Origin of the sequence: Paenibacillus xylanexedens (genome assembly GCF_001908275.1) — a bacterium.
Classification (GTDB): Bacteria; Bacillota; Bacilli; order Paenibacillales; family Paenibacillaceae; genus Paenibacillus; species Paenibacillus xylanexedens_A.
The window spans coordinates 3,956,576-3,982,499 of the sequence record NZ_CP018620.1; the positions used below are offsets into that span (position 1 = coordinate 3,956,576).

The window sequence follows — 25,924 nt, forward strand, 5'->3', positions numbered from 1 at the left end:
GATAACAGCGATCGGAAGGTTGTTCTGTCATCGAAGTGCCAGTGTAAATAATATTAGCTGAACTTATATAGTTCGTTAGCAAGAAGGGAGTCTCCGATGTCCAAGTTTGATGAAATTATGAAGCGGTCCGGTTACTCAAAAGCGACAGTGTCACGAGTGATTAATCATTCTCCGCATGTTAGTGATGAAGCAAGACAGATCATAACGGATATTATGAAACAGTTGAATTATATTCCCAACCGGAATGCGGTCTCGTTATCTACAGGGCAAACAAAGCAGATTGGAATTGTGACCTCTACCACAGGTGAGATCATTCTTACATTCATGAATCAATTCATTGATACAGCCATGGATTTTGGGTTTCAGACGATTATCTATACATCCCGTGGAGATCCGGAGATTGAATTGCAGGCTTTCGAAGATCTGCGTAGTAAACGAGTCGATGGGCTAGTTATTATTGCTTGTGTTAATGATCCTCGGAAATTAAAAGCTTATATGGAGTATGGGCCCATTGTCTCTTGGCAGCGAATGGGGAATGACGAGATTCCATCTGTTGCGATGGATCAGGCAGAGGGGTATAAGTTAGCTCTGGAGCATCTGGTATCAAGAGGATACACCCGAATTGCGAATGCATTTGGCAGGGCTGAGAGTTTGAATACCCAGAGCCGACGTGAAGCCTATGAATCTTTCATGAAGAGCAGAGGGTTGCATGTGTGGACTGAAGCGTATCAATATTCCGTATTCAGCTCCTCCGATGGCGAAGAAGCGATGCGAAGAATGGCTGAGGGGCCAGAACTTCCACAGGCCGTATTATGTTCCAATGATTATGCAGCCATCGGCATTCTTAGTGAAGCACGCAGACGGAATATTCAGGTACCGGAACAACTCGCCATTGTGGGGTTTGATGATATCGAGCTTTCCCGTGTTCTTGGAATCACGACCATACACAATCCGATTGCGGAGCAAGCCACCCAGGCTTTCCATCAATTGTGGGCTGTATTGGGTAAAATGGAGTTGCAGACCGAACAGCTGACATACCAGCTGATTGAGCGTGAGACGACTGGAATCCATAAGACCTGATGTGGGAATCTGGTTTTACGGATTCAATAATTATTCAAATTTGAAGCATCTTCAAATCGGACACATACGTTATACTGAATATGAGCTTCAGAACGACATATCTGTACGGAGATGTGGCGTGAGATTTTTGTATCATGTTACAAGTTACATATTTCACAAACGATTAGCAGGAAAGGTGAGAATGGACTTTATGAAGACAGTGACAGGCCGATTCAGAATTGCGGGCATATGGGAGGGCGTATCCTTACTTCTGTTGATTTTTATTGCTATGCCTCTGAAATATTTTGCAGATATCTCTTCCGCTGTAGCCGTAATGGGCATGATTCATGGTATTTTATTTCCTTTGTACCTTATTGCCCTAGTGCATTTGGCTCTGGTCAAAAAGTGGAAGATAACACGCTGGTTAATGGGTGGACTCGCCGGTCTACTGCCGTTTGGTACTTTTGTATTCGAATCTTATCTTCGGAAGAGAGATTGGAAATAAAAATCAATAAGAATAAATGAAAGCAGGCGACTAATTCAGATGTTATCCGAATTGTCGCCTGTTACTTTCTGTACAAGTACTACTTTACAGTGCCTTGCTGACGATCGGACAATAAGCTGACTCCAATATCGCCAGAGGCATTCGACACAGGCGTATACGCCGAGAAGGAAGTAACAACAACCAGGGCAGTGAACAGAAAAATAAATGATTTTTTCATACAATAACCTCTTTCATATGGGGATATATTCCATTTGATTCTAACGCACATAGGCTATACTTGAAAAGAAAAAGTTTAAATGAGCAAGCTATTGAATGACTGAAAGGGTGGAGCTTCTATGAAAGATATTCATGAGTTAACATCCATAGAAATGGTTGAAGAAACTATTCAACAACATGAATTGTTTTTTTTGTATGTATCTCGTCCAGAGTGCAGTGTATGTCACGCTTTACTCCCCAAGATCAGGGCGTTGCTTGAACCTTATCCATCAATATACCTCGGTCACATTAATGCTAACGACGTGGAAGAGGTTGCATCCAAGTTTCTTATTTTTACCGTTCCAACAATGATCATGCTTGTGGAGCAGAAGGAATATATTCGAGCGGATCGTTTTGTTCGCTTGGAACGTCTGGAAGAGCAGTTGCAACAGATTCACTCCATGTATATCCAAGATGAGGAATAGAGAGCTAAAGCTTCATGAACGGCGGCTCATATATGAGCCGTTTTTTTGCGCCCGCAGTGGCATATAGCTATGAATAAAGTACATGATGCCTGAACTCACAAATTAAAGTGTTGCCATGAAAACGGTTTTATGATAATTTAAACATTATAAAAACGTTTTTATAGTAAAGGAACAAAACTTATGGCAAAGATAACGATTAAAGATGTAGCAAGGGAAGCGGGCGTATCCATATCTACGGTCTCCAACGCTTTGAATGGTGTGGATGTCTTGAACCCGGAGACAAAATCACATGTTCTTAAGGTGGCAGAACGTTTAAACTATGTGCCCAATCTGAATGGCAAGCTGTTGAAGTCCGGTCAAACCAAAATGCTTGGTTTTTTCACTACAAGTGTATCGGGTCCGTATTTCTATAAGCTGGTTGAGTCAATGTCTCGTGAATGTGATCGTCTTGGGTATGGTTTGAATGTATTTGTGACCAAGGATAAACACGTTATTATGAGTAATATTCTGGGTCGGCGGGTGGATGGTGTCATTATCTACGAAGAGCTTCGGATCGATGAGCAAGATATTATCGCCATGGAGAAAGACAAGATCAAGGCGGTTTTTCTGGATCGGGTCTATCAGAGTGATATGATGGGAAGTGTCATTTTTGACTCCTACGTGGCGGCTTATGAAGCTACCAAGTATTTAATTGGGCTGGGGCACAAGAAAATTGCTTATATTTCTGGCGTGGACACAATGTTTGACAGTGTGCAGCGTAGAGATGGCTATCTGGCTGCCTTGCGTGAATACCAGCTTCCAATCGATGAAGATTACATTATTCAAGGGTATTTTGAGGAGGAGAGCACGTATAGTGCGATAAAATCTTTTCTTCATTTACACCCCGGCAAGCGGCCTGATGCATTTCTTGCAGGGAATGACTTGAGTGCAATTGGCTGTATGCATGCGTTGAAGTCTGAGGGCTTTGAAGTGCCTAAAGATGTTAGTGTCGTGGGTTTCGATGATATTGATATCGCACAGTATTTTTCCCCACCACTCACAACGGTAAGAAATCAAATTGCAAGACAGGGTATCCTGGCCATCAATCAACTGGTGGGTATGATTAAGGAGAAAGAACAAGGGGCTGCGCAAAAATTGGCGGGTGAGCTGGTGGTTAGAGGTTCAAGCCATGTGAAGATCGACCGGAAAGACTACCGTACATAAGTTGACTCAGCTTCTTCTCCGGTCTTTTTTTACATAAATATAAACAAAGGGGTTTTTTATGTCGAAAAATAAAAACGTTTTTATAAACATGCATGATGGAGGGGAGTAAAAGAACGTGGATAAATTAGCCGTAGAGACATCAACCGGTAAAAATGCGATCAGTCCCAATGGGAAGAAACCCATCGGACAACGGATTAAAGAATTCATAGTCGATTATCGGAGACAATGGGAGATTCAATCGATGATTATCCCTGGCATTATCTTTATGATTATTTTCTGTTATATTCCGATTTACGGTTTGACAATTGCCTTCAAAAATTACACGGTCATTGATACGCTGGCTACCGCTCCTTGGGTGGGGCTGGATAATTTCAGAATCATTTTGTCAGACAAATACTTCTGGGATGCAGTCGTGAATACGCTGGGGATCAGTTTTTTGAAATTAGGTATCGGGTTTGTCATTCCGATCATTCTCGCGATCATGATTTACGAGTTAAACAGCGGACGCTTCAAGAAGTTTGTGCAAACGGTTTCATATTTACCTCACTTTTTGTCCTGGATTGTACTTGGGGGAATGCTGATCACCTGGTTTTCAACAACGGGCTTATTTAATCAGTTGTTACTTAGCCTGGGAGTGATCTCGCAACCGCAGAATATCTTGCTGGATGCAGGCAAGTATTGGTGGATTGCTACGTTATCGGATATTTGGAAAGAAGCAGGTTGGGGAACAATTCTGTATCTGGCAATCATGGCAAAGATTGACCCAACGTATTATGAAGCTGCCAAAATCGATGGTGCAAGCCGTCTCAGACAGATCTGGAATATCACATTGCCTAACATGAAATCAATCATCAGCTTAAATCTGATTCTAACTGTAAGCGGTTTATTGGGATCGAATCTGGATCAAACGCTGGTTCTCATGAACTCCCAGAACCGTGACAAAGCGGAAGTTATCAATTCGTACGTCTATCGTATGGGGATGTCTCAGGGTGACTTTTCATATGCAACGGCAGTTGGCTTGGGTGTCTCAATCATCTCTGTCATTTTACTCGTCACGGCAAACAAAATCACAAGCAAATTAAACGATAATCAATCTGTGTTGTAGAAGGAGGCACCCTGCATGAATGGAAAGGTGGCAAAAGAAGATCTCGATAGTCGGATCTTTGATACGTTAAATATGATTTTGCTAATCATCTGTACGATCGTTATTCTGGTTCCGCTCTGGAATGTCATCATCTCTTCCTTTAGTTCAGGCAAGGCACTGGCGGAAGGTGGATTCATCTTCTGGTCACCGGAATTCTCGCTGGAGAATTACAGAGCTGTATTCAATGATCAGGGCATCTGGCAGGCCTTCTTCATATCGGTTTCCAAAACAACGATTGGCGTTGTTACACATGTGTTCTTCTGCGCCATGGTTGGTTACGGTCTGAGCAAAAAGTACATAAGAGGCCGTAAATTATACGTTGCCATGGGTGTTATTACAATGTTCTTCTCGGGCGGTATGATCCCGACATATCTGTTAATTAAATCACTTGGCTTGCTTAACAGCTTCTGGGTGTACATTATTCCGGCGTTATTCAGTTTCTATGATGTCGTGATTCTGATGAATTTCTTCCGGAATGTCCCGGATTCTCTGGAAGAATCGGCCAAGATTGATGGCGCAGGGGATTGGCATATTTTCCTGAAAATCTTCATTCCACTCTCCATGCCTGCCATGGCTACAATTGCGCTATTTAATGGGGTGGGGCAATGGAACGACTTCATGACAACCAAGTTATACATTACCGATCAGTCACTGTATCCACTTCAGATGATGTTGTATGAGATTATCGTTCAGTCCCAGACCCAATCCATGCAAAATGTCGGGGGTTCGGCTGTCATTGAAACAACGACCAAAGGCGTGCAGTTGGCCACCATTGTCATTACAACACTCCCTATTGTGCTGATCTATCCCATCGTTCAGAGATACTTTATCTCGGGAATGATGCTGGGTGCGGTCAAGGAATAAGAGCAACAAACACCCCATTTTGAGGAGGAACAAAAATATGTTGAAGTTGAACAAGGCATCAGGCAAAAAAGGGATTAAATTGCTCGCAACACTGCTTACAGCCGTACTTATGATTACAGGTTGCAGCGGTGGATCTGGGGGCTCCAGTGAAGGAAACTGGGTATCCATTGAAGATCGTTATACGGTCGACCCGGAAAAGCCAGCTTGGCAGTTGGATAAAAAGGAAGAGGCTACCGACCTGACATGGTACGTCAATGCGGACTGGTGGAACACTGATTTTGGCAAGGACATTGTTACCAAGAAAATCAAAGAGGATCTGAACATCAATATTAAATTCATCACGGGTGATGATACCAAGTTAAACACCTTTTTCGCCGGTGGAGATATGCCTGACTTGCTGACCGTATTTGATTCCAATTCTCCTGTGGTACAAAAAGCTGCAACCTGGGCAATGCCGCTAAACGATCTGGCAGAAAAATATGATCCTTACTTCAATAAAGTTGCGGCTGCCGATACATTGAACTGGTTCCAATTGGCGGATGGCAAAACCTATGGTTACCCAAACTATTCTAATACACAGGAGGATTATGATAGCGGTAACATTCCTGCCAAAACGGCATTTATCATTCGTAAAGATGTGTACGAAGCTTTGGGTAGTCCGGTCATTGGAACGCCAGAAGAATTCCAGAATGTGATGAAACGAATTAAGCAAGAGTTCCCTGCGCTGATTCCATTCGGCTTTAATGCCGTAGGAGAAGGAACGGGTTCACTCGGAGATACGTTGCAAGACTTCATTGGTGTTCCGCTTGAGAACGAGAATGGAGAATTCTATGATCGTAATCTGGATGAAGATTACCTCACGTGGTTGAAAACATTGAACACCGTGTATAGAGAAGGCAATATCAGTGATGACAGTTTTGCGGATGATGGTACGGCTTTTGAAGAGAAAGTGAAATCGGGTAAATATGCAACGATGCTGCTCGACGGTACACCTCAACAAGGAGGAAACCTGCAAATCTACATGAGTGCCAATCCAGGCAAAGAATATGTTGCTATCGATGGACCGCAGAGCACCAAAGGCAATGCACCAACATTGAATCAATCCGGAATAACCGGGTGGATGATCAATTTCATTTCCAAGGACTGTAAAGATCCGGCCAAGGCCATTCAGATATTCACATACTTGCTGAGTGAAGAAGGACAGACGCTTATGAATTACGGGATCGAGGGGGAAACCTACCAAACCAAAGCTGACGGTAGTGTAGAATTGCTGCCAGCAGTGAAAGACCTGCAACTCAATAACGCGGATCAATTCAAAAAGGATTATCGGATGGGTGAATTTATGTTCTTCGGTCATGACCGTCACAAAGCACTCAGTGCAGATGCTTTTCCGGAAGCGATTAAACAGATGCAGGAGTGGGGTAAAGGCAAGCTAAAACCACACTTCATTCTGGAGAATATTAGCCCGGATCAAGGTACACCTGAAGCTCGTGCGTTGTCAGCAATCAATACGAAGTGGAATACAACATTGGTCAGTATGGTACGTTCCAAGGATGATGCCTCGTATGACAATGCACTGGCTTCTTACAAGTCATTTTTAGGTGAGAACCGTTGGGAAGAGATTGTGAAGGTACGCAGTGAAAAGATGAAACTGAACAAAGAGAAACTAGGCACTCAATAATAGAAATACAAAGGAGAATCCTATGACTACATTCAAAATGTACAAATCCACGGGTGAAGAAGAGTTATTCGTATCTCTATCCCAGGAGCAATTGAAACCACTGGATACTGATAAGGAGACAACGACGATCCATCTGGATGATCAGCTAACGTATCAGGAGATGGACGGATTTGGCGCTTCTTTTACCGATTCATCTGCCTATTTGATCAACCAAATCTTGAGTGAGGAGCAGCGTGATGAGGTCATGACCCGGCTTTTCCATCCGGAGAAAGGGATTGGGCTGTCGGTCATCCGTAATCCGATGGGCGCTTCGGACTATGCGAGAACGATATACAGTTACAACGATATGCCAGAACAGCAGACAGACCCGGAATTAACCCAATTCAGCATTGCACATGATGAAGGGGACGTTATTCCTTTAACGCAAAAGGCGTTGGCATTGAATCCTGAACTGAAGCTGTTTGCTTCACCATGGAGTGCACCGGGATGGATGAAAACGAGCGGCTCAATGATCACCGGACAGTTGAAGGCTGAATGGTATCCCGTTTATGCTGAATATTTTGTGAAATACATTCAAGCTTATACAGAGCATGGATTACCGATACATGCCATCACACCACAGAATGAGGCGCTCTATGAACCCGGGCACTATCCTGGTATGTTGATGCCAGCCGAGGCCCAAGCAGATTTTATCAAAAACCATCTTAAACCAGCCTTTGTGCAAAACGATATTCAAACCAAAATTCTCTGTTACGATCACAACTGGGACCAACCAGACTATCCTTTGACGGTACTGGAACAAGCGGGAAAGGAAGTTGACGGAGTGGCCTGGCACTGGTACGGGGGCGATGCTTCTGCTCAAACGAAGGTTTATGAAGCATTTGCTGGGAAAGAAGTGCATTTCACTGAAGGTTCGGGTGGAGAGTGGATTCCGCCATTTGAGCAAGCCTTCTCTAATGTGATGCGAACGGGAATTCAGATTCTTCGCAATTACAGCAAGTCTTTTGTACTTTGGAATATGGCATTAGATGAGAATAATGGGCCTACGGTTCCTGGATTTGGCCGCAGTACATGTCGTGGGATCGTACAGGTGAATCAGCAAACAAAAGAACTTACGTATACACTTGATTATTATGCTCTGGCACATTTCAGTGCTGTGATTCGTCCGAAGGCTGTTCGGATCGAATCAACATCCAGTGATGATGGAATTTGTTCTGTGGCTTTTAAAAATGCCGATGGTTCCGTAGCTTTAATCCTCTTCAATGATGGGGAGCAGACGGGCAACGTACAGGTTAAGCTGCGGGACGATGTATTGATGCAGTTCCAGCTGGAAAGCAAGAGTGTCTTGTCCGTATTGATCACAGATGTATAAATGAATTGAGTTATACTAGGCTTCATCAAAATCAAGAAACCAAAAGAGAAGCGATATCCGGAGTGTATACGGATATCGCTTCTTTTGCTGACAAATGTTTGTGGATGGATCACATTATAAAGGTTGAATGGCAAGGTTAGGTGTGCCACTACTCTCATCAACGAACAGAATATATTGGTTGCCAGCGGTCCCTGTTAAGACCAGTCCGGGTTGACCTGCAACACCAGGATTGTAATACCTGAGCTGTTGTACAATCGGTAGAGATACTGGAAGAGTTGGCTGATTAAGTGCCATTAATTGTGTAGTGGCCTTGACGCTGTCTCCAGCTTCAATAACACCGCCTACACCCAAATTATTAACAATAGAGGAGCTGGCGTTGATTTGCAGGCTGCCTGCTATGGTCTGACTGCCATTGACCTGTAGATCGACACCGACGGTTTGATTACCGTTAACTTGCAGATTTTGATTTATCGTCTGATTGCCGGTGACAAGGATACTATCAAATGTTGGCAAAGATATCATCTCCTATACAGTTATTCATATATTCTATGAGGACAAGATCTGGTATGACCCGGGTGGCCACACATTATATGTCTGGGATAAAGCCCCTTTTGCAAAAGAGAGTCAGCGAAAAGCTCAATACAAGAAACCACCCCACTATTTCGTGCATATTGTAGGCAGAGAATGTTTTCGCATGGAACAGGAGGGTTTGTTATCCGAAAGAAGTCAAGAACGCAGGTTAAGTCCACGAAAAAGAAACGTTCAGTTCATGATGCGAACCGGTTATTCCTGAGACAGATGAATGTGGTTCTGAACAGGAAACTCAAATCCATGCGTAAACATATGGAAGTACAGCAATTGGAACTGAATCAGCAATGGCTGAACATGATGCAGGTGGGAAGCATACCTGCCCGAGAAGTGCCAAAAGTGATCTATAAGGAGTTAAATGTACTTCTTATTACTCCTTGTAATGACCGAGAAATGTCATCACATTGCGTCCTGATTGAACAGAGTCTGAAACATCTCGTGAGAAATGTGAATGAGATTAAATATATCGAATCCGTGTCAGCCTGTTTGTCTTCCTATGAAGTTGACCTGATTATGGTCATCGGAAGCGAAGAAAACTTGCCGGATGAGAATATCACAGCATTAAGGACATCAACCGTGAAGAAGGCCATCTGGTTGTCTGTCGATCAACATGGGAATCAAAGTGAAACTATCCTACCGATTTTTGATCATGTGTTTACACAACATTCAACGCAAATAAGCGATGATCAGCAGCATATGGGAAGCACTGGTAGTCATGAACTGTTCATGCCGCCTGATCCGCATATATTCTGTCCACAAGCTGTTCCCCCGGAGTACGAATCGGATGTTTATATCATCGGGGATGCAGAACCGGATGGCATCGTCACCGCTATTGCCAAATCAGGTCTTATGGATAACAAAAAGGTTCGGGTGGATGGAAAGGGTTGGGCACAAATCGGGGATTTTTATCCTGTTCATACGAATGAAGCTCGCCAGATGTTGTATAACGGAAGCAAACTGGTTATTCATAGTGGAGAATCAATCAAACATTTGATGGAAATTGCCACATGCGGGACGTTTCAGCTCATAGGGCCATCTGTGAATCAGAGTAACGTGGTAGACCTTGGTATCTTCCAACAGTACGCCTCCTGCGAAGAACTCACTCAGAAGTTTGAACATTACTGGCAGAGTGTTGATGCAAGGAGACTGGCGGCAAGCCATGCGTTGGCATACATGAAATATAATCAATCCCATCTACAAAAAACATTGCGACTGCTGGATATCATTTTCATATAGATCATCCCAAAAATCACAGGAGCGTAGGCTGCATCATGTTGCTGCATTGGAGGAGTTCTGATTGAAGGTAATTGCTCTGCATCTGCCCCAATTTCACCGGATTGAGGAGAACGACCGATGGTGGGGGGACGGTTTTACCGAATGGACGAATGTAAAAAAAGCCGCGCCTTTATATTCGGGTCATCATCAGCCTAAGCAGCCATTTCAGGGGAAATATTATGATCTTTCCGATCCAGATGTACGAAAGTGGCAAGCGGAAACGGCTAAACAGCATGGCATTTATGGATTTTGTTATTATCATTATTGGTTCAAAGGCAAACGTTTATTGGAAAAACCGGTTAATGAAATATTGAACAGTGGGGAGCCTGATTTTCCCTTTTGTTTGTCTTGGGCCAATGAGACATGGACAAGAAAATGGGATGGGCAGGAATCCGATATTCTCATGGCCCAGAATTATGGGGATCGAGAGGATTGGGAAGAACATTTTAATTATTTGGTAAAAGTATTTAAGGACAAACGATATATTCGAGTGGGAGGTAAGCCGTTATTTCTGATCTATCGGCCAGCCAGTATTCCTCAATGTGAGGAAATGATTCAGTTTTGGCGTGAATTGGCTTTGAAGCATGGCCTGAAAGGGATCCATTTTGTGCAGACCATTGGTGGATTCCCTACATTTAATCGTCAGGTCTTTGATGCAAGCATGGAATTTGAACCGCATTATACGTTTGCACATGGACATATGAATGGAATCTGGATCCAAATGAACATCAAGGGACAGCAACATATTGCTGTGAATTACGACAAGGTATGGTCCTCAATTCTCGAACGAACACCACACCGTAACGGAGAAATTGTCTATCCAGGTGCTTTTGTCAATTGGGATAATACACCGCGGAGAGGCGTTGACGGACAGAGTACGCTCGGTTCTACTCCAGAGAAGTTTGGGCTGTATCTATCAAGGCAGATGGAGAGAGCAAGGACGCTGTACAAAAGTGAATATCTTTTTGTTAATGCCTGGAATGAGTGGGCGGAAGGGGCATATCTTGAGCCAGATCAAAACTATGGTTACGCTTATTTGAGAGAAATGAAGAAAGTAACTCAGCACGAACTATCGACCAGAAACAAATCTGTAGGAGGGAGTTCCGAATGAGGGAACTCTCTCTGATTTGAGCTTATTTACAGACTAGGTTTCGTTGTCAGTACCGTTTTTTGTTTGCGGTATTCCGTTGGCGTTAGCCCTGTATGCTTTTTGAACTGTCTGGAGAAATAGTACAAATCACTAAAACCGAGATGCTCGGCGATGGCAGTTATTGTGTTCGGGGTGCAGGTCAGCAGTTCCTTGGCCTTATCGATTTTTTTGCCAGTAATATAGAGGATCGGAGGAACACCGATCTGCTGCTTGAAGAATCGAATGAAATAATTCGGATGCATGTAGGCGATCTGGGCCAGATCCTGAACCGAAATATTCTCTTCGATGTTGGAATCAATATAAGCCAGAATGGTGGACAGTTTCTCCATGACAGGAACGTTAATAAAAGAGATCTGATCCAGATCCAGATTCATTAGATAGTGGGATAGTAACTCGGTCAGTTTGCTCTTGGCCATCATATGGGCATAGACTTCATCGGATTTTGCATATGTAAGGATACTGCTGAAGATTCCTTGAATCAACTCAGGTTGATCTATCGTACAGATGTGTGGGAATTTCAGGATTTGGAACAAATTGATTCCCCCAACCTTTGCGCTAAAGTGACACCAATATTTGAGAAAAGGACGGTCATTAATGGCAGAGTAAGACTGTTTGATCCCCTCTGGCATTAAAATAAGCTGATCAGGCGCAGGATAATACTCCTCATCCCCAATTTTGAGCCAACCTTCACCTTCGCATATGAAATAAAACTTGCTGTAATCGGGCGTGTAGTCCAGATCCCGCCAATCCGTATCGCACCGATTGTAATTGACCATGAATAATTCGACTTGGAGATTGGACAGGTAGTTCGTAAGCAAAGTTTGGTGATTCATACTTTTCATCTCCATACAAGGTTATTATTGTCCATCTAAAAGTTAGTGTTCTGCATGTCTATCCTTCGGCCGTAGCACTACAATACAACTACAGACAATAACAGAAGGGATGAGAACATCTCATGGACAAAAACGAATATTTGCAACAGATTGAAGCAACGATTGAGAGTGGTAAATTCAAGGACAACTGGAGTTCGCTTAGCGCCTTCCAAGTTCCTGAATGGTACCCAAAAGCGAAATTCGGCATATTCATTCACTGGGGGCTATATTCTGTACCGGCCTATGATAGCGAATGGTATTCGCGAAATATGTACATACAAGGCACCAAAGCTTATGAACATCACCTCGAGGTGTATGGACCTCATAAGGACTTTGGATATAAAGACTTCATTCCGATGTTTCGTGCAGAGAAGTTCGATGCAGACGAATGGGCAACGTTATTCAAACAGGCTGGAGCCAGATATGTTATGCCTGTGGCTGAGCACCATGATGGTTTTCAGATGTACAAAAGCTCTATCTCTCACTATAACACATATGAAATGGGCCCCAAACGGGATCTTCTGGGCGAGATGAAGGTTGCATACGAGAAGCAGGGGCTGACCTTATGTGTGTCGTCTCACCGCGCCGAGCACTGGTTCTTCATGTCTCACGGGAAGGAGTTTGATTCAGATATTAAGGAACCCCTGGAGCGTGGGGATTTCTATTGGCCTGCCATGCCTGAACCCAAGGATCACTTCGACTTGTATGACTCACCTCCAACCGAGGAGTATCTGGAGGACTGGTTGATTCGCTGCTGTGAACTGGTCGATCAATACCAGCCAAAGGTCTTTTATTTCGATTGGTGGATTCAAACGGTTGCGTTCAAACCCTATCTTAAAAAATTTGCTGCCTATTATTATAACAAAGGCGAAGAATGGGGCGTGCCTGTAGCTATCAATTATAAACATGAGGCCTACATGTTTGGTAGTGCCGTTCCGGATGTGGAGCGGGGACAGTTCGCTGAGCTTAAGCCCTATTTTTGGCAAACGGATACAGCTGTCGCTAAAAACTCATGGTGTTACACGGAAAATAATAACTATAAAACGGCTGAGGAGATCATTCGGGATCTTGTCGATATTGTAAGCAAAAACGGAAATTTGCTGCTGAACATTGGACCCAAAGCAGACGGCAGTATACCGGATGAAGATCGGGACATTTTGCTGAGCATTGGCAAGTGGCTGGAAGTGAATGGGGAAGCGATCTATGACACGTCATTCTGGCGCACGTTTGGCGAGGGTCCGACAGAGGTGAAGGAAGGGCAATTCACCGATGGGGATACGAAGATATTTACGAGTGAAGATATACGGTTTACGTTAAAAGATAGCAGTCTTTATGCCACGGTTCTTGCCTATCCAGATAACGGGGTGATTCACATTAAATCCCTGAAGAAAGATTCTCATCATTATCAAGGCGTTATTCAAGACATTCAGGTACTTGGTTACGAGGAAAAACCGCAATGGGAGAGAACAGCTGACGCACTGACGATCACAACGACAACTGTGAAAAGTAATGCGCCTATTGTTTTCAAAATTAAATTGGACTAATCTACAAAGATAAATTAAATACTGTAAATATAAAAAGGGCGCATCCAGGAGTATTGTACTCATCGGATAGCGCTCTTTTGGTTGCTTCACCTTTTCAGCAATAATCTATATCCTGCAATGAATTATACTCGTTTTCGGGTTCGAGCTGTTGATGGGCGAGACTTGGTACCTCGTTTTTTGATTAATCGATGTGTCTTCCGTTTGCGCTTAACTTCACTATGCGGGATGTAACGGGAAATTTTCTTATTATTAGGTTGCGATACTGATGGAGGTGTAGGCAATTCACATAATTCCTCCGGTAAGTTCTTCATCGCTGTGTAGCTGATGGGCAAGATATTCAACGCCTGCATTGTTCGGGGAATTTCCGCATTCATGAACACGGAAAGTTCGCGTTCCCGAATATCCGTCCATTCTGAAATTCCACGCAGAACGTCGTCTACATAGCCAGGGTGACATACAATCTCGGTGATTCCCTCAGGTAGAGAAACCAAATGATGAAGCAGTCGCTGTAAACCCTCGTTGTCTCCATAAGTATCCAACAGAATCGTCCCGGTCATTCGGGGTGTGGGCCCATTGGGGATGGAATGAACGATCTGAGATCTACGAAGAGGAACGTTCTCCCGAATGGCTTTCTCCACCATAATCTGATATATCGTGGGATCGTTCTGATGTAACAAGTGATGTGAATCCAAATGTGCAGGATATCGGGAGGTTGCTATGAACCGATTCCATTGTGCATTAAGTTCTTTGGTAATATCAGCGGGATCTCGTACTAATGCACTATTCCCGTTATGAAAAGAACCATCAGGGTTCACTAGAGTAGGTATGCTACCCGGATCGGAAACAGGGTACCCATAAGTGAGATTGAAATGTAAACCGATTCCAAGTTCCGGTAGTGACCGGGCAGAACACACTGCATGCTCGAAGCCTGGCATATTGACCATCATCGAAGTGCTCGTAATTCCCCCTGCTTGATAGGCTTTTATAATCCCCTCGTTAATGGCAGGCGAGAGTCCGAAGTCGTCCGCATTAATAATGACTTGCCTGCTCATGTCCGTTACTCCCCTTCCCTGAATTGAGAACCAATCGAATATCATCTCCCCAATATATTAAAGGGACCAAGGGACGGACCGTTCATTCGCACAGGTCTGCTAAAAATCTTACTCCTATCGAAACAACATTCCTGGACGTTGCCAGTACGTCAAATAGCCTGAACAACACAAGGTAAGTGGATGTATGTCCACTCGTGAATAGAAATATTCGGGTAAGAATGCGAATACAATTACATGAAAAAATAATCACGAAATTCGTTGTGGCTAATATACTGTTTAGATCAAACCAGTGATGTTCGCCTGTAATGGAATGATTGAGACTCACTAAGGAGGATCTGCAAAAAAGATGAAACCAAAGAAACGCATTAGATATGGATGGAGCGGATTTAAGAAAAAAAAAGCTGAGGACTGTGACCATCCCCAAGAGCAGCACAAAGAACACCATCACGAGCACCATCATAACCACCACAATCATCACCACAATAACCACCATCATAAGTGTTTTGATAAAGAAGCCGAATTGCTTCTCAAATTAATTGGTGAGTTGAAGGGAGCAATTGTACAGGTTTTTGCGAATCCCTCGCCTCACAATGTTTCACTTCTGATTGAGGTACTGCGTAAATTACTGGCTCTGGTTCATCATTCGGATTTGAAAAAGGGAACCAAGGCAGATCTCGAAGCGATCTTGGAGCTTACCATTGTATCTGCAGAGGCCGTTCCATTTTCTCCGATCAGTGTGGGAACCAATTTACAGCAATTGCTGGATGTGCTCCTATCTGTCATTTTACAGGGGAATATCGATTCGACTGAGAAAGATCAACTGGTCATTTTGATCCGGGCGACGGAATTGGCTATCACAACAGGGCTTAGAAACATAGGGAGTCAAGGTCCGGCAGGACCTGCAGGACCAGCGGGTCCTCAGGGCGTACCTGGTCCACAAGGCCCGGCTGGCGCTGCTGGTTCTCAGGGTGGTGTAGGTCCAGCTGGTACACCGGGAGCTGCTGGTGCCCAGGGACCAGCAGGTGCGACAGGTGTTACTGGCGCAACAGGAGCGACAGGCGTAACGGGGAGCACAGGAGCCGTTGGGGCAGCGGGCGTTACAGGAGCAACGGGCGATCCGGGTTTAACTGGAGCCACCGGAGCCGTAGGGAATACGGGTGCAGCTGGACTTGCGGGAGTCACCGGGGCTACCGGGGCAACGGGTGACCCTGGTTTGGCTGGAGCGACGGGTGTGACAGGGGCCGGAGCTACTGGTGTGACAGGAACGACAGGTCTCACAGGTGTGACAGGAACGACAGGTCTCACGGGTGTGACAGGAACGACAGGTCTCACGGGTGTGACAGGAACGACAGGTCTCACGGGTGTGACAGGGGCTACAGGTCTCACGGGTGTGACAGGGGTTACAGGTCTCACGGGTGTTACTGGAGCTACGGGTTCTGGCGCCATTATACCGTTTGCTTCTGGCGGACCTGCCATATTGACAACCATTGCTGGTGGACTGGTAGGAACCACAAGTCTCATTGGTTTCGGAAGCTCGGCAACCGGAGTCAGCATTCTGGGTGGCACGATTGATTTAACGGGGACGATTGTCGGACCACTCATTAACTTTGCGTTCTCTGTCCCACGGGATGGCGTTATAACTTCGATTGCTGCCTATTTCAGTACCACAGCAGCCTTGGCCTTGGTTGGTTCAACGGTGACCATCACTGCGCAATTATTCAGTTCACCTACTCCTGATAATGCATTTACTGCGGTTCCGGGGGCGGTTGTTACATTGGCACCTCCACTCACCGGTATTATTGCATTGGGTAGTATCTCCAATGGCATAACAACCGGATTGACTATACCTGTGACTGCACAGACACGTCTGCTGCTGGTGTTCTCGGCAACGGCAGCCGGACTCACACTTGTGAATACGGTTGTCGGGTATGCAAGTGGCGGCGTGAACATTACATGATGAGATATAAATTTTGAGATGAACGACATGAGAGTTCTCATGTCGTTCTTTTTCTTGATTTGAAATTTTGAGTGTCAGGTCTTGGTTATATAGAACTACTACAAACTATTATTCATCAAAAAGATGCATGAGTACGAAAAATAAGATGAAATACGTAAGCGACATGAGACACATAAAAGCATTAAATAGACTTATTTTCTATATTTTTCAATATAGTGCTTGTGTATATCGAATAATGACTTTATACTATACCAATAAAATCCAATTAAATTCCTAATCGACTATTATATGTAATTAAAACGTTTAACTACTCACTCGAATTATGATCGAAAGTCATATCCACCACTCCTTAGCAAGCGTTCTGCTAACGCTCCAGATTACCCTTCCACATGAATGCTTATAGACATTCACTCTCATTGCATGATTCAAACACCCACACTATTCACTCACATGGTTTAATCCGTTTCATTCAATCTCCTAAACTTCCAAGTAAAAAAACATAGACTGATCTGTTATCTCTTCTGACTCATATTGTTCCCCAACCAGACCTGTAAAGGAGGTGAGGCTTTATGTGAAATCCAGGGTATCTATTTCGTACGCAATAAAGGTTATTTTATCGTTTCATTCTGCAGAGAAGGGCATATGTACCAGACTAAATTAAAAAACCGGGTAAAAGGAGTGGAAAAGTTTGATAAAGATTAATCGGTTACGCAAGCCCATCTCCATGGGGCTCTCGCTTCTCCTTGCATTTTCGATCATTCATCCGGTTTCAGCTGAAAACTCCACATCATCCAAATTGGATATGAAATCTGGACTTGCCAAAGTTACGGAATCCAAAGTAAACGCCAAGTTAACCAAAGAATTTGATGGTAGTGAATATGTGACCTATCTGGTGAAAATGAAGGAACAGGTGGATACAGCAGCAGTCTCCAAACAGGCCCTTGAAAAGGCGACCATCGCCAAACAAACGGCTTCAGCCACAAAGCTGTCCGTTCGTAATTCGGTCGTCAGCTCTCTGCGAGAAACGGCCTCGCGTACACAATATCCATTGGAAACTTATCTGGAAAAGGAAGTTGACCTTGGTAAGGTCAAAGAATATAAAAGCTATTTTATTGTCAATTCACTGGCAGTGACGAGTACCAAAGAAGTCATGGAACAGATTGCGTTGCTGCCTGAGGTGGAGAAGATTCTACCGAATGAGACACGATACTTACAGAAAGCCGAAGTGAGTAAAGAACCGGCGAATGCGGCATCAGGCAAAGATGTTGTCCAAACGCCAACTAAAGACTCTTCAGTCGGAGTCAAAGACAAAGAGCCTGCTGCAAAAGACAAGCTTGCGACAGAAAACGTGGAATGGAACCTGGATTACATCAATGCGCCAGCCGTGTGGGATCGGGGCATCGATGGAACAGGGATTGTTGTTGCCAATCTGGACAGTGGTGTGGATTATACCCACCCGGCGCTTCGCAGCAAATGGCGGGGACTGGATGCTTCGGGCAATATCGTTGATCCCGAACTGAGCTGGTATGATCCGCACAGTAATGCTTCACTTCCTGCGGATGGAGACGGGCATGGTACACACACGATGGGTACGATGGTTGGCTCTGAAGCGGATGGCACCAACCAGATCGGGGTTGCTCCCGGTGCGAAATGGATTGGTGTACGGATATTCAATCCTGAAACAACGGATGCCATTATTCTGGATGGCGGTCAGTGGTTGATCGCTCCGGTCGATGCGGAAGGCAATCTGCATCCTGAACTGGCACCGGATGTCGTCAACAACTCATGGGGCGGAGGCGCAGGATTGGATGAATGGTTCCGACCGATGGTGCAAGCCTGGCGTGATGCTCAGATTTTCCCGGAATTCTCCGCAGGAAATGTGAGACTGGGTAACCCGGGCGGACCTGGTTCTGTTGCTAACCCGGCCAACTATCCTGAAAGTTTTGCTACAGGAGCAACCGATATCAACGGAAATCTGGCTTCGTTCTCCCTGCTGGGCCCATCCCCGTATGGTGAGATCAAACCTGAAGTATCTGCCCCGGGTGTGAATATCCGTTCATCAGTTCCGGGCGGAGTATATGAGGGAGGCTGGAACGGAACGTCCATGGCAGGCCCGCATACAACTGCGCTTGCTGCACTGCTGCTTCAGGCGAATCATTCCCTTACAGTGGATCAGCTGGAGCAGATCATTACAGATACAGCCACGCCGAGAACGGATAGTCAGTATCCGACATCTCCTAATAACGGCTACGGTCACGGCATTATTAATGCCCTTGATGCTGTGGGTTCTGTACTCGAAGGGATCGGCACAGTATCGGGCAGAGTGGTTACGGCCGGAGATGATCTGGAAGAGCCGGTACTGGCACATACCCCTGTTAATTCTGCCTTTACTGGCATCGATATACCATTAACCGCTCATGTGACAGATAACGTCGCGGTAGTCTCCGTTGAGGCTTTTGCCAAAACGACAGGTACCAATCAGTACGTCTATCTGCCGATGAATCGGATTACCGGAGATAACAAAGATGGTACGTACACAGCGACCATTCCGGCTTTTCTCATTGAGCCACAAGGTGTGGAGTATTATATCCGCGTGAATGACTACGGTAACAACGGATTCGAAAGTCAGGTATATAAAGTGGCTGTCTCCAATGGTGTTCAGCCAGGATATCTTCAGGATTTTGAAGAAGATCAGCTGGGCTTCACGACTGGTGGAACCGGAAGTACCTGGGTATGGGGAGCACCAAGTAGTGGTCCTGGAAGTGCATACTCCGGTGACAAGGTGATTGCAACCAATCTGCAAGGAACTTATGTGGCGAATAGCAATGCATATCTGCTTGCGCCGCCTATTGATCTAACCGAGAGTCCAGAAGGGGCATTATTATCCTTCAAGCACTGGTATGACCTGGAGAATAACATCGACTTCGGCAAGGTATACATCGCTTCCGAGGATAGCGATTATGTGTTCGAAGAGCTGTTAACCTTCACGGGTACAGGTGGCAATTGGAAGACACAATATGTGGATCTTCGCGAATACGCGGGCCAGCAGGTGTTCATCAAATTCAATCTGACGAGCGATAATTCATTGCAAAAGGCTGGCTGGTACATTGATGATTTCGCTGTAGAAGAACTGGATGAGATTGCTCCGGGCGCTCCTGCCGGATTGTCTGCGACGGCCGATATTCTTGGTAATGTAGCCTTGAGCTGGACGGGTCCGAGCGATGAGGATCTCGAATCCTATGTGGTATATCGCTCCACAACCGCAGGTGCAGGTTATGAATCCATTGGAACTGCAACAGGAACAACGTTTACAGATACGGCTACGGTGACAGATTCGACGTATTACTATACCGTTGCCGCACTTGATTATAGTGGCAATGAAAGTGACAAATCGAACGAGGTCTCCATTACAGTAGAAGTGCCTCAGGATATCTACATTGATCATTTCGATGGCAGTGATGACAATGGCTGGACTCATTCAGGAACCAAAGATGAGTGGGAACGCGGTATTCCGGTAACGGGACCTGCCAGCGCGGTTTCTCCACCGAATGTCTGGGCGACTGATCTCGACAATACGTACGAGAGTGGTTCCAACTATTCACTCGTATCTCCGGTCATTGATTTGACGGATGTGTCCGAAGGAACACTCACGTTTAATCATTGGTACGAGATTGAGAGTGGATATGACTACGGGTATGTGGAAGTCACCAAGGATGGTGGAACCACATGGTCAGAACTGGGCAAATTCTCACATAGTACAAACGGTAAACAATGGACACCTGTATTTTATGATCTGGATGCACTTACCGGTAACGAAGTTCAATTCCGGTTCCGACTGACCTCAGATAACAGTGTTGTGAAGACAGGGTGGTTTATTGATGATTTCCGTGTACTGGGAGTTGCTGCGGAGACGGTAACGGAGGACAGTGCGGTTGTGCTTAACAATGACAAACCAAAACCGTCCTATGATAATCCATGGTACAAAATTTCGCGGACAGACAAAGCGGAATTTAACAAAACGAAACAGCAACAACCGGAAGTCGAAAAACCAGAAACAGGTTCGGTTAATCCACAAAGCTTGCCTGCAAGTGCAACGGTTACCGTACTGGAGACCGGACGTTCGGTGAAGACAGATTCAGCTACAGGCAAGTACAGCTTCACACATGTAGCAGGTGATTACACGTTAAAAGCTGAGGCGTATGGCTATTATCCTCGAACTCAGCAGGTAACGATCACCGATGGCAATGGAGCCAAAGCCAACTTTAATCTGGAGGCAATCCCGCATGGACAGATTGAAGGTGTAGTAACGGATGAGCGGACAGGTCAACCACTGGCTGATGCTTCCGTTCTCGTGGTCGAAGATGCCAATGTAGGTGAAGTTCGCACAGGTTCAGATGGCAGCTTCGTTATTCAGGTATTAGAAGGAAGCTACACTCTATCCATCCGGGCGGCTGATTATTACAGTAAAACCGTAACTGTGACTGTACCTGGTAATGGTACGGCTGAGGCAAATGTTGCTTTGAAACCGTTCATCGGTTTCCCTGGGGAAATTGCTTATGATGATGGATCAGCAGAGAACGCACGAGCTTTTAACGCTGCGGATAACGCTTGGGCAGTTCGAATGACACCAGAGCTGGAGACCGCTCAACTGACAGGTGCATCGTTCCGATTCTGGAACACCGAGTGGCCTGTGCCTGGAGGTACAACGTTCCAATATGCCGTATATGATGCATCGGGTGCGGGTGGAGCTCCAGGACGACAGCTGGCTGGACCATTCGACGGTACTGCACTTCGTAACGATCAATGGACAACCGTTGAATTCCCAGAACCGGTCATTGTAACGGGTGACTTCTATATCGTGTATGTACAAAGCGTAGCCGGAACAAGTGCTCCGGGACTCGCTACCGATGAGAATGGTACGAATGCTGGTCGAAGCTGGCAGCGTGTAAGCGGAGCATGGAGTACTTCACCGGTAGAAGAAGGCAATTACATGATTCGTGCAGTCGTGAGATATCCGGTAAATGCACCTGTGCTCACAGTACCTGCAAACACGTATACGAATCAATCGACCTTCACTGTGTCGGGAACGTCTCCGGCATCTGGAGCTCAGATCAAGATCTACAACGGCAAGGATCTGGCTGGCACCACAACGGTGGCAAATGGGAAGTTCTCATACGGTGTGAAGCTCCGTTCTGGCATTAATGCGATTACTGCGGAGGCAGTGGTAGACGGTAAAACAACGGACCGTTCACTCCCCGTAGTCATTATTCTGGATCAGACCAAACCACAATTGACGATTCTCACGCCAGCTCAAGGGGATCGCATCAATGCAGAAGTGGTTCACGTAACGGGTAATGTCGTGGAACAATTCCTCGATAAGGTAACCGTTAACGGACAAACCGTACAAGTGGGTAAAGACAGAAGTTTCAGTCACCGTGTATTGGTCAATGAAGGCGAGAACACAATAACCGTTACAGCAACCGATATCGCTGGTAACAAAACAACCGTAACCCGCACCGTCTATGTGGAAACGGCGTTGCCAGAACTTACGAATATTACTCCGGCTGAAGATGTTCGAATCACATCAGGGGAGAGTGTTACCGTTTCATTTGACAGTAAACCTGGTCTGCAAGCATCTTTCCGTATTCAGTTACCTTTGAATCTGAATGCCCAAGGGGCAGGAGAGATTCCATTGGTGGAGACTGAACCTGGTCGTTACACGGGTACGTACACAACACCTTCATCCCTTGTTCTGGATGGTGGAGTCATTGTGATTCGCGCTCAGGATGCAGCAGGCAACAAAGTAGAGGCTGAAGCAGCTGGACGATTGTTCGTCAGCGCAGCACAAGAACAATCCGTTCCAGAACCAGATTCGAGCCCTGAAGAGACTGAAACAGAAGTAGGTCCACCGTCCGCTGAGAGTCTGCAACCTTAATTATGCAAAGTATGACTTGGACGATAACTGCATTTTGACCATCTAAGCAAGAAGCCGATAAGCCAAGGTATCAGGGCTTGTCGGCTTTTTGTTGTCTTGATTCACATCTGACGCCTAAGATTACTCGGCTATGGTTATTTACACCAAATAAATTTAATAATAAACTTTTGGAAATGAAGCATCCATTGGAATGCTTTTTATTTTGCTCTCACATGTCAGCAGGTGAGTTGTCTCCTTTCTTCACATTAATGATATAACATGATATATTAGGATGTAGAACATGAGAAGTATGGGTATTTATGGAGGTGTTTGTATTGGGGAAAGACTCGGCATCCAAGCCGATGTATGAACAGATCTTTGAATCCTTGCGCGAACGGATACAGCTTCATCAATACCAAGTGGGTGAGCGTGTACCTTCGGAGAAGGAATTATGTGATGAATTCGGAGTTAGCCGGATTACCACTAAAAAAGCACTTGAGATGCTGGCGAGTGAACAATTAATTGTTCGTCAGCCGGGACGGGGTTCTTTTGTTGCCGACACAGCAGAAATGTTACAAGAAAGATCTAACAGACCTGCTCCGCGTGCTACGATCAAAGATCCAGAAAAGAAGCTGCTCATTGGGCTGGTCATCACTAACTTCAGCGATATGTATGGTACAGAACTGTTATATGGGATGGAAGAAGCTTCGCGAGAGCATGATTGTTTTCTCGTACTTAGACGCTCCTTCGGGATTCCCGAGCAGGAGGAACAGAGCATTCAGGAACTGCTGGAACTGGGTGTGGATGGATTGATTATTTTCCCGGCACAGGGTGAATATTTCAGCGATGAGATTCTTAAACTGGTCGTTAACAAATTCCCCTTTGTCCTGATTGACCGGTACTTGAAAGGAATTCCGGCTTCATCTGTCAGTACGGATAATGTAGGCGCGGCGCGAGAAGGGACGAATTATCTGTTCAACCTCGGTCACCGACACATCGCTTTTCTGACGCAGCCTCCGGCGAACACTACACCGATTGAAGAACGAATTGAAGGAATCATTGAGGCTCATAATGATCAAGGAGTTCTGGTGAACAGGGAACTGTGGTTAGAATCTTTTCTTTCGACACTGCCAAGTGTGTTTGATCCTCAAGTCGAGGTCCGTGATGTGGAGACATTGGTGGAACATTTACAGAAATACCCCCAGATTACTGCACTCTTTGCTGCGGAGTATCATATTGCTTTACTTGCAGAACAGGCAGCGGATCGGCTTGGTCTGAGAATTCCAGAAGATATGTCCATCATTTGCTTTGACAGTCCAAACGCTGCCGAAGGAAGCCGTATAACACATATGAGACAAAGCCAGTTTGATATGGGAAAACAGGCATTCGAGATGGTGCTTCAAAGTATGCAGAACAATGAAATGGCAGTGAACAGAGTTATTTTGCCTGCCCGCTTGGTGAAGGGTAAATCAACGAGTATGGTGAAACAAAAGGGTTAATTATAACAACTTAATATTCATTGTGTTCAATCAGGGGCTTCGTGTAAACGAGGTCTCTTTTTTGTGTGGATAAAATGGGGAGAATTTCTTAAAATGGTATATTATTTGGTGATGTTAAATTAAAATAACATGCTAATATACAAATAAATATATTGACATAACATTATATTCGTTTTAGGATGATGAAAGCGGTTAACAAACTGGATTACATAAGGAGGACAACATGCTGACACCCAGAGATGATCAAGAAATTTCTCCCTCGATATACGACATGATTGATCAGGTTAACAAACGTATGCCGGATTATCCGGAACTTAACCAAATGTTCAAAAATTGTTTTACCAATACGATGGCGACCACAATTCAGCGCAAAGAAGATGGAACGACTTTTGTAATTACGGGAGATATCCCTGCCATGTGGTTACGTGATTCTGCTGCTCAGGTCAGACCTTATCTGGTTCTCGCTTCAGAGGATGAAGATATCGCTGACATGATCGCTGGACTGGTTGAACGTCAACTGAATTATATTCTCCTGGACCCTTATGCAAACGCTTTTAATGAGACGGAGAGTGGAAAAGGACATCAGGAAGACCTGACGCAGATGAATGATTGGATCTGGGAACGGAAGTATGAGATCGACTCACTGGCTTATCCAATTCAGCTCAGTTATCTCTTGTGGAAGAACACGGGAAGAACAACTCAATTCAATGATACGTTCCGTAAAGCAGCCGAGATCATCATGCAGTTATGGCAAGTGGAGCAACATCATGAGACGAAATCACCCTACACGTTCCAACGTCTGGATGCTCCCGAGACCGATACGCTCAGCCGAGAGGGGCGAGGTACTGAAACAGCCTACACAGGCATGACCTGGTCGGGATTCCGTCCCAGCGACGATCGTTGTGAATATGGTTATCTGATTCCATCCAATATGTTCGCTGTTGTGGCGCTTCGATATCTTCAGGAAATTGCTGAAGCGGTGTTCGAGGATGAAACGCTGGCAACGAATGCTAAGCAGTTGGAGGAACAGATCAACAAAGGCATTCAGGATTATGGCACCGTTGAACATCCGGAATATGGAACCATATATGCGTACGAAACGGATGGGAAAGGCAATCACAATCTGATGGATGATGCCAATGTGCCGAGCCTGCTGTCTTTACCTTATCTCGGATATGTGGAGGAGAACGACGAGGTGTATCAGAATACACGCCGTTTCATTCTTTCCTCGCACAACCCGTATTTTTATGAGGGAACAGCAGCAGCAGGAATCGGTAGTCCGCATACACCGGAAGGGTACATCTGGCATATCGCTTTATCGATGCAGGGGCTGACTACAGAGGATCGCAATGAAAAACTACGATTGCTTCAGCTCATCCATAAGACGGATGCGGATACCGGACTGACCCATGAAGGTTTTTCGGCCAACAATCCACATGAATATACACGTCCATGGTTTTCATGGTCCAACATGCTCTTTAGTGAACTGATTATGGATTATTGCGGATTCCGCGTACAGAAATAGATAGGGATGCAAGAGATAACCTGCGAGTACATCATAACGT

Annotated in this window: 19 protein-coding genes; 15 read left to right on the top strand and 4 right to left on the bottom strand. The window is 45.1% G+C overall.

The window, feature by feature from the left end; translation table 11 throughout:
* Positions 1-96: 96 nt before the first annotated feature.
* Complete coding sequence (locus BS614_RS17595) at positions 97-1,080, top strand: LacI family DNA-binding transcriptional regulator (protein ID WP_074094916.1); 984 nt, start codon at positions 97-99, stop codon at positions 1,078-1,080.
* 181 nt (positions 1,081-1,261) lie between these two features.
* Entirely contained in the window at positions 1,262-1,564 is a 303-nt protein-coding gene (locus BS614_RS17600; RefSeq protein WP_306068467.1) for a DUF3817 domain-containing protein, read from the top strand.
* Positions 1,565-1,643: 79 nt separating this feature from the next.
* Here the strand turns inward: BS614_RS17600 and BS614_RS31515 are convergent, their stop codons facing one another.
* The gene (locus BS614_RS31515; RefSeq protein ID WP_157116106.1) at positions 1,644-1,781 is read right to left on the bottom strand and encodes a hypothetical protein; all 138 of its coding nucleotides are present in this window, start codon (positions 1,779-1,781) and stop codon (positions 1,644-1,646) included.
* A 118-nt stretch (positions 1,782-1,899) separates the two neighbouring features.
* Between BS614_RS31515 and BS614_RS17605 the strand changes: the two genes are divergently transcribed.
* The 6 genes from BS614_RS17605 to BS614_RS17630 all read left to right on the top strand — a co-directional run bounded on the left by BS614_RS17605 (position 1,900) and on the right by BS614_RS17630 (position 8,508).
* The gene (locus tag BS614_RS17605) at positions 1,900-2,244 is read left to right on the top strand and encodes a thioredoxin family protein (RefSeq protein ID WP_074094917.1); all 345 of its coding nucleotides are present in this window, start codon (positions 1,900-1,902) and stop codon (positions 2,242-2,244) included.
* Positions 2,245-2,424: 180 nt separating this feature from the next.
* On the top strand, positions 2,425-3,447 hold the full coding sequence (locus BS614_RS17610; RefSeq protein WP_074094918.1) for a LacI family DNA-binding transcriptional regulator: 1,023 nt from the start codon (positions 2,425-2,427) through the stop codon (positions 3,445-3,447).
* 115 nt (positions 3,448-3,562) lie between these two features.
* Complete coding sequence (locus tag BS614_RS17615) at positions 3,563-4,552, top strand: ABC transporter permease (RefSeq protein ID WP_200868492.1); 990 nt, start codon at positions 3,563-3,565, stop codon at positions 4,550-4,552.
* Between the two features lie 15 nt (positions 4,553-4,567).
* Positions 4,568-5,455, top strand: a complete 888-nt coding sequence (locus tag BS614_RS17620; protein WP_017688674.1) for a carbohydrate ABC transporter permease — start codon at positions 4,568-4,570, stop codon at positions 5,453-5,455.
* Between the two features lie 37 nt (positions 5,456-5,492).
* Positions 5,493-7,136, top strand: coding sequence for a type 2 periplasmic-binding domain-containing protein (locus BS614_RS17625; RefSeq protein ID WP_074094919.1), 1,644 nt, complete (start codon positions 5,493-5,495; stop codon positions 7,134-7,136).
* Between the two features lie 22 nt (positions 7,137-7,158).
* Positions 7,159-8,508 carry a glycoside hydrolase family 30 protein gene (locus tag BS614_RS17630; RefSeq protein WP_074094920.1) on the top strand — a complete coding sequence of 450 codons (1,350 nt, stop codon included), beginning with the start codon at positions 7,159-7,161 and terminating at the stop codon, positions 8,506-8,508.
* 114 nt (positions 8,509-8,622) lie between these two features.
* Here the strand turns inward: BS614_RS17630 and BS614_RS17635 are convergent, their stop codons facing one another.
* Positions 8,623-9,030, bottom strand: coding sequence for a hypothetical protein (locus BS614_RS17635; protein ID WP_244898151.1), 408 nt, complete (start codon positions 9,028-9,030; stop codon positions 8,623-8,625).
* A gap of 309 nt (positions 9,031-9,339) precedes the next feature.
* Here BS614_RS17635 and BS614_RS17640 point away from each other — a divergent pair, with 309 nt between their 5' ends.
* Together BS614_RS17640 and BS614_RS17645 are read left to right on the top strand one after the other, a co-directional pair.
* Positions 9,340-10,332 (top strand): CgeB family protein, encoded by a 993-nt coding sequence (locus BS614_RS17640; RefSeq protein ID WP_157116108.1) that lies wholly within the window; start codon positions 9,340-9,342, stop codon positions 10,330-10,332.
* A 61-nt stretch (positions 10,333-10,393) separates the two neighbouring features.
* Positions 10,394-11,482, top strand: coding sequence for a glycosyltransferase WbsX family protein (locus BS614_RS17645; RefSeq protein ID WP_074094923.1), 1,089 nt, complete (start codon positions 10,394-10,396; stop codon positions 11,480-11,482).
* 26 nt (positions 11,483-11,508) lie between these two features.
* On the opposite strand, the gene BS614_RS17650 is transcribed toward BS614_RS17645, so the two are convergent.
* A complete protein-coding gene (locus tag BS614_RS17650; protein ID WP_074094924.1) occupies positions 11,509-12,354 on the bottom strand; it encodes an AraC family transcriptional regulator in 846 nt (281 codons plus the stop codon).
* Positions 12,355-12,476: 122 nt separating this feature from the next.
* On the opposite strand from BS614_RS17650, the gene BS614_RS17655 reads away from it, so the two are divergent.
* Complete coding sequence (locus tag BS614_RS17655) at positions 12,477-13,937, top strand: alpha-L-fucosidase (protein WP_074094925.1); 1,461 nt, start codon at positions 12,477-12,479, stop codon at positions 13,935-13,937.
* A 122-nt stretch (positions 13,938-14,059) separates the two neighbouring features.
* Here the strand turns inward: BS614_RS17655 and BS614_RS17660 are convergent, their stop codons facing one another.
* Complete coding sequence (locus BS614_RS17660) at positions 14,060-14,989, bottom strand: carbohydrate deacetylase (RefSeq protein WP_074094926.1); 930 nt, start codon at positions 14,987-14,989, stop codon at positions 14,060-14,062.
* 346 nt (positions 14,990-15,335) lie between these two features.
* Here BS614_RS17660 and BS614_RS31150 point away from each other — a divergent pair, with 346 nt between their 5' ends.
* The 4 genes from BS614_RS31150 to BS614_RS17680 all read left to right on the top strand — a co-directional run bounded on the left by BS614_RS31150 (position 15,336) and on the right by BS614_RS17680 (position 25,884).
* On the top strand, positions 15,336-16,946 hold the full coding sequence (locus tag BS614_RS31150; protein ID WP_084174582.1) for an exosporium glycoprotein BclB-related protein: 1,611 nt from the start codon (positions 15,336-15,338) through the stop codon (positions 16,944-16,946).
* Positions 16,947-17,634: 688 nt separating this feature from the next.
* Complete coding sequence (locus BS614_RS17670; RefSeq protein ID WP_074094927.1) at positions 17,635-22,881, top strand: S8 family peptidase; 5,247 nt, start codon at positions 17,635-17,637, stop codon at positions 22,879-22,881.
* 305 nt (positions 22,882-23,186) lie between these two features.
* Positions 23,187-24,359 carry a GntR family transcriptional regulator gene (locus tag BS614_RS17675; RefSeq protein WP_342351895.1) on the top strand — a complete coding sequence of 391 codons (1,173 nt, stop codon included), beginning with the start codon at positions 23,187-23,189 and terminating at the stop codon, positions 24,357-24,359.
* A gap of 223 nt (positions 24,360-24,582) precedes the next feature.
* Positions 24,583-25,884: a glycoside hydrolase family 125 protein gene (locus tag BS614_RS17680; protein ID WP_074094929.1), complete on the top strand. Its 1,302-nt coding sequence runs from the start codon at positions 24,583-24,585 to the stop codon at positions 25,882-25,884.
* Positions 25,885-25,924: the final 40 nt, after the last annotated feature.

What these genes read in the sequence shown, in the direction of transcription:
- BS614_RS31150 (WP_084174582.1), top strand. Translation starts at nt 15,336, where the DNA reads ATGAAACCAAAGAAACGCATTAGATATGGATGGAGCGGATTTAAGAAA.
- BS614_RS17595 (WP_074094916.1), top strand. Translation starts at nt 97, where the DNA reads ATGTCCAAGTTTGATGAAATTATGAAGCGGTCCGGTTACTCAAAAGCG.
- BS614_RS17660 (WP_074094926.1), bottom strand. Translation starts at nt 14,989, where the DNA reads ATGAGCAGGCAAGTCATTATTAATGCGGACGACTTCGGACTCTCGCCT.
- BS614_RS17655 (WP_074094925.1), top strand. Translation starts at nt 12,477, where the DNA reads ATGGACAAAAACGAATATTTGCAACAGATTGAAGCAACGATTGAGAGT.
- BS614_RS17620 (WP_017688674.1), top strand. Translation starts at nt 4,568, where the DNA reads ATGAATGGAAAGGTGGCAAAAGAAGATCTCGATAGTCGGATCTTTGAT.
- BS614_RS17610 (WP_074094918.1), top strand. Translation starts at nt 2,425, where the DNA reads ATGGCAAAGATAACGATTAAAGATGTAGCAAGGGAAGCGGGCGTATCC.
- BS614_RS17630 (WP_074094920.1), top strand. Translation starts at nt 7,159, where the DNA reads ATGACTACATTCAAAATGTACAAATCCACGGGTGAAGAAGAGTTATTC.
- BS614_RS17640 (WP_157116108.1), top strand. Translation starts at nt 9,340, where the DNA reads ATGCGTAAACATATGGAAGTACAGCAATTGGAACTGAATCAGCAATGG.
- BS614_RS17680 (WP_074094929.1), top strand. Translation starts at nt 24,583, where the DNA reads ATGCTGACACCCAGAGATGATCAAGAAATTTCTCCCTCGATATACGAC.
- BS614_RS17625 (WP_074094919.1), top strand. Translation starts at nt 5,493, where the DNA reads ATGTTGAAGTTGAACAAGGCATCAGGCAAAAAAGGGATTAAATTGCTC.
- BS614_RS17650 (WP_074094924.1), bottom strand. Translation starts at nt 12,354, where the DNA reads ATGAATCACCAAACTTTGCTTACGAACTACCTGTCCAATCTCCAAGTC.
- BS614_RS17635 (WP_244898151.1), bottom strand. Translation starts at nt 9,030, where the DNA reads ATGATATCTTTGCCAACATTTGATAGTATCCTTGTCACCGGCAATCAG.
- BS614_RS17600 (WP_306068467.1), top strand. Translation starts at nt 1,262, where the DNA reads ATGGACTTTATGAAGACAGTGACAGGCCGATTCAGAATTGCGGGCATA.
- BS614_RS31515 (WP_157116106.1), bottom strand. Translation starts at nt 1,781, where the DNA reads ATGAAAAAATCATTTATTTTTCTGTTCACTGCCCTGGTTGTTGTTACT.
- BS614_RS17605 (WP_074094917.1), top strand. Translation starts at nt 1,900, where the DNA reads ATGAAAGATATTCATGAGTTAACATCCATAGAAATGGTTGAAGAAACT.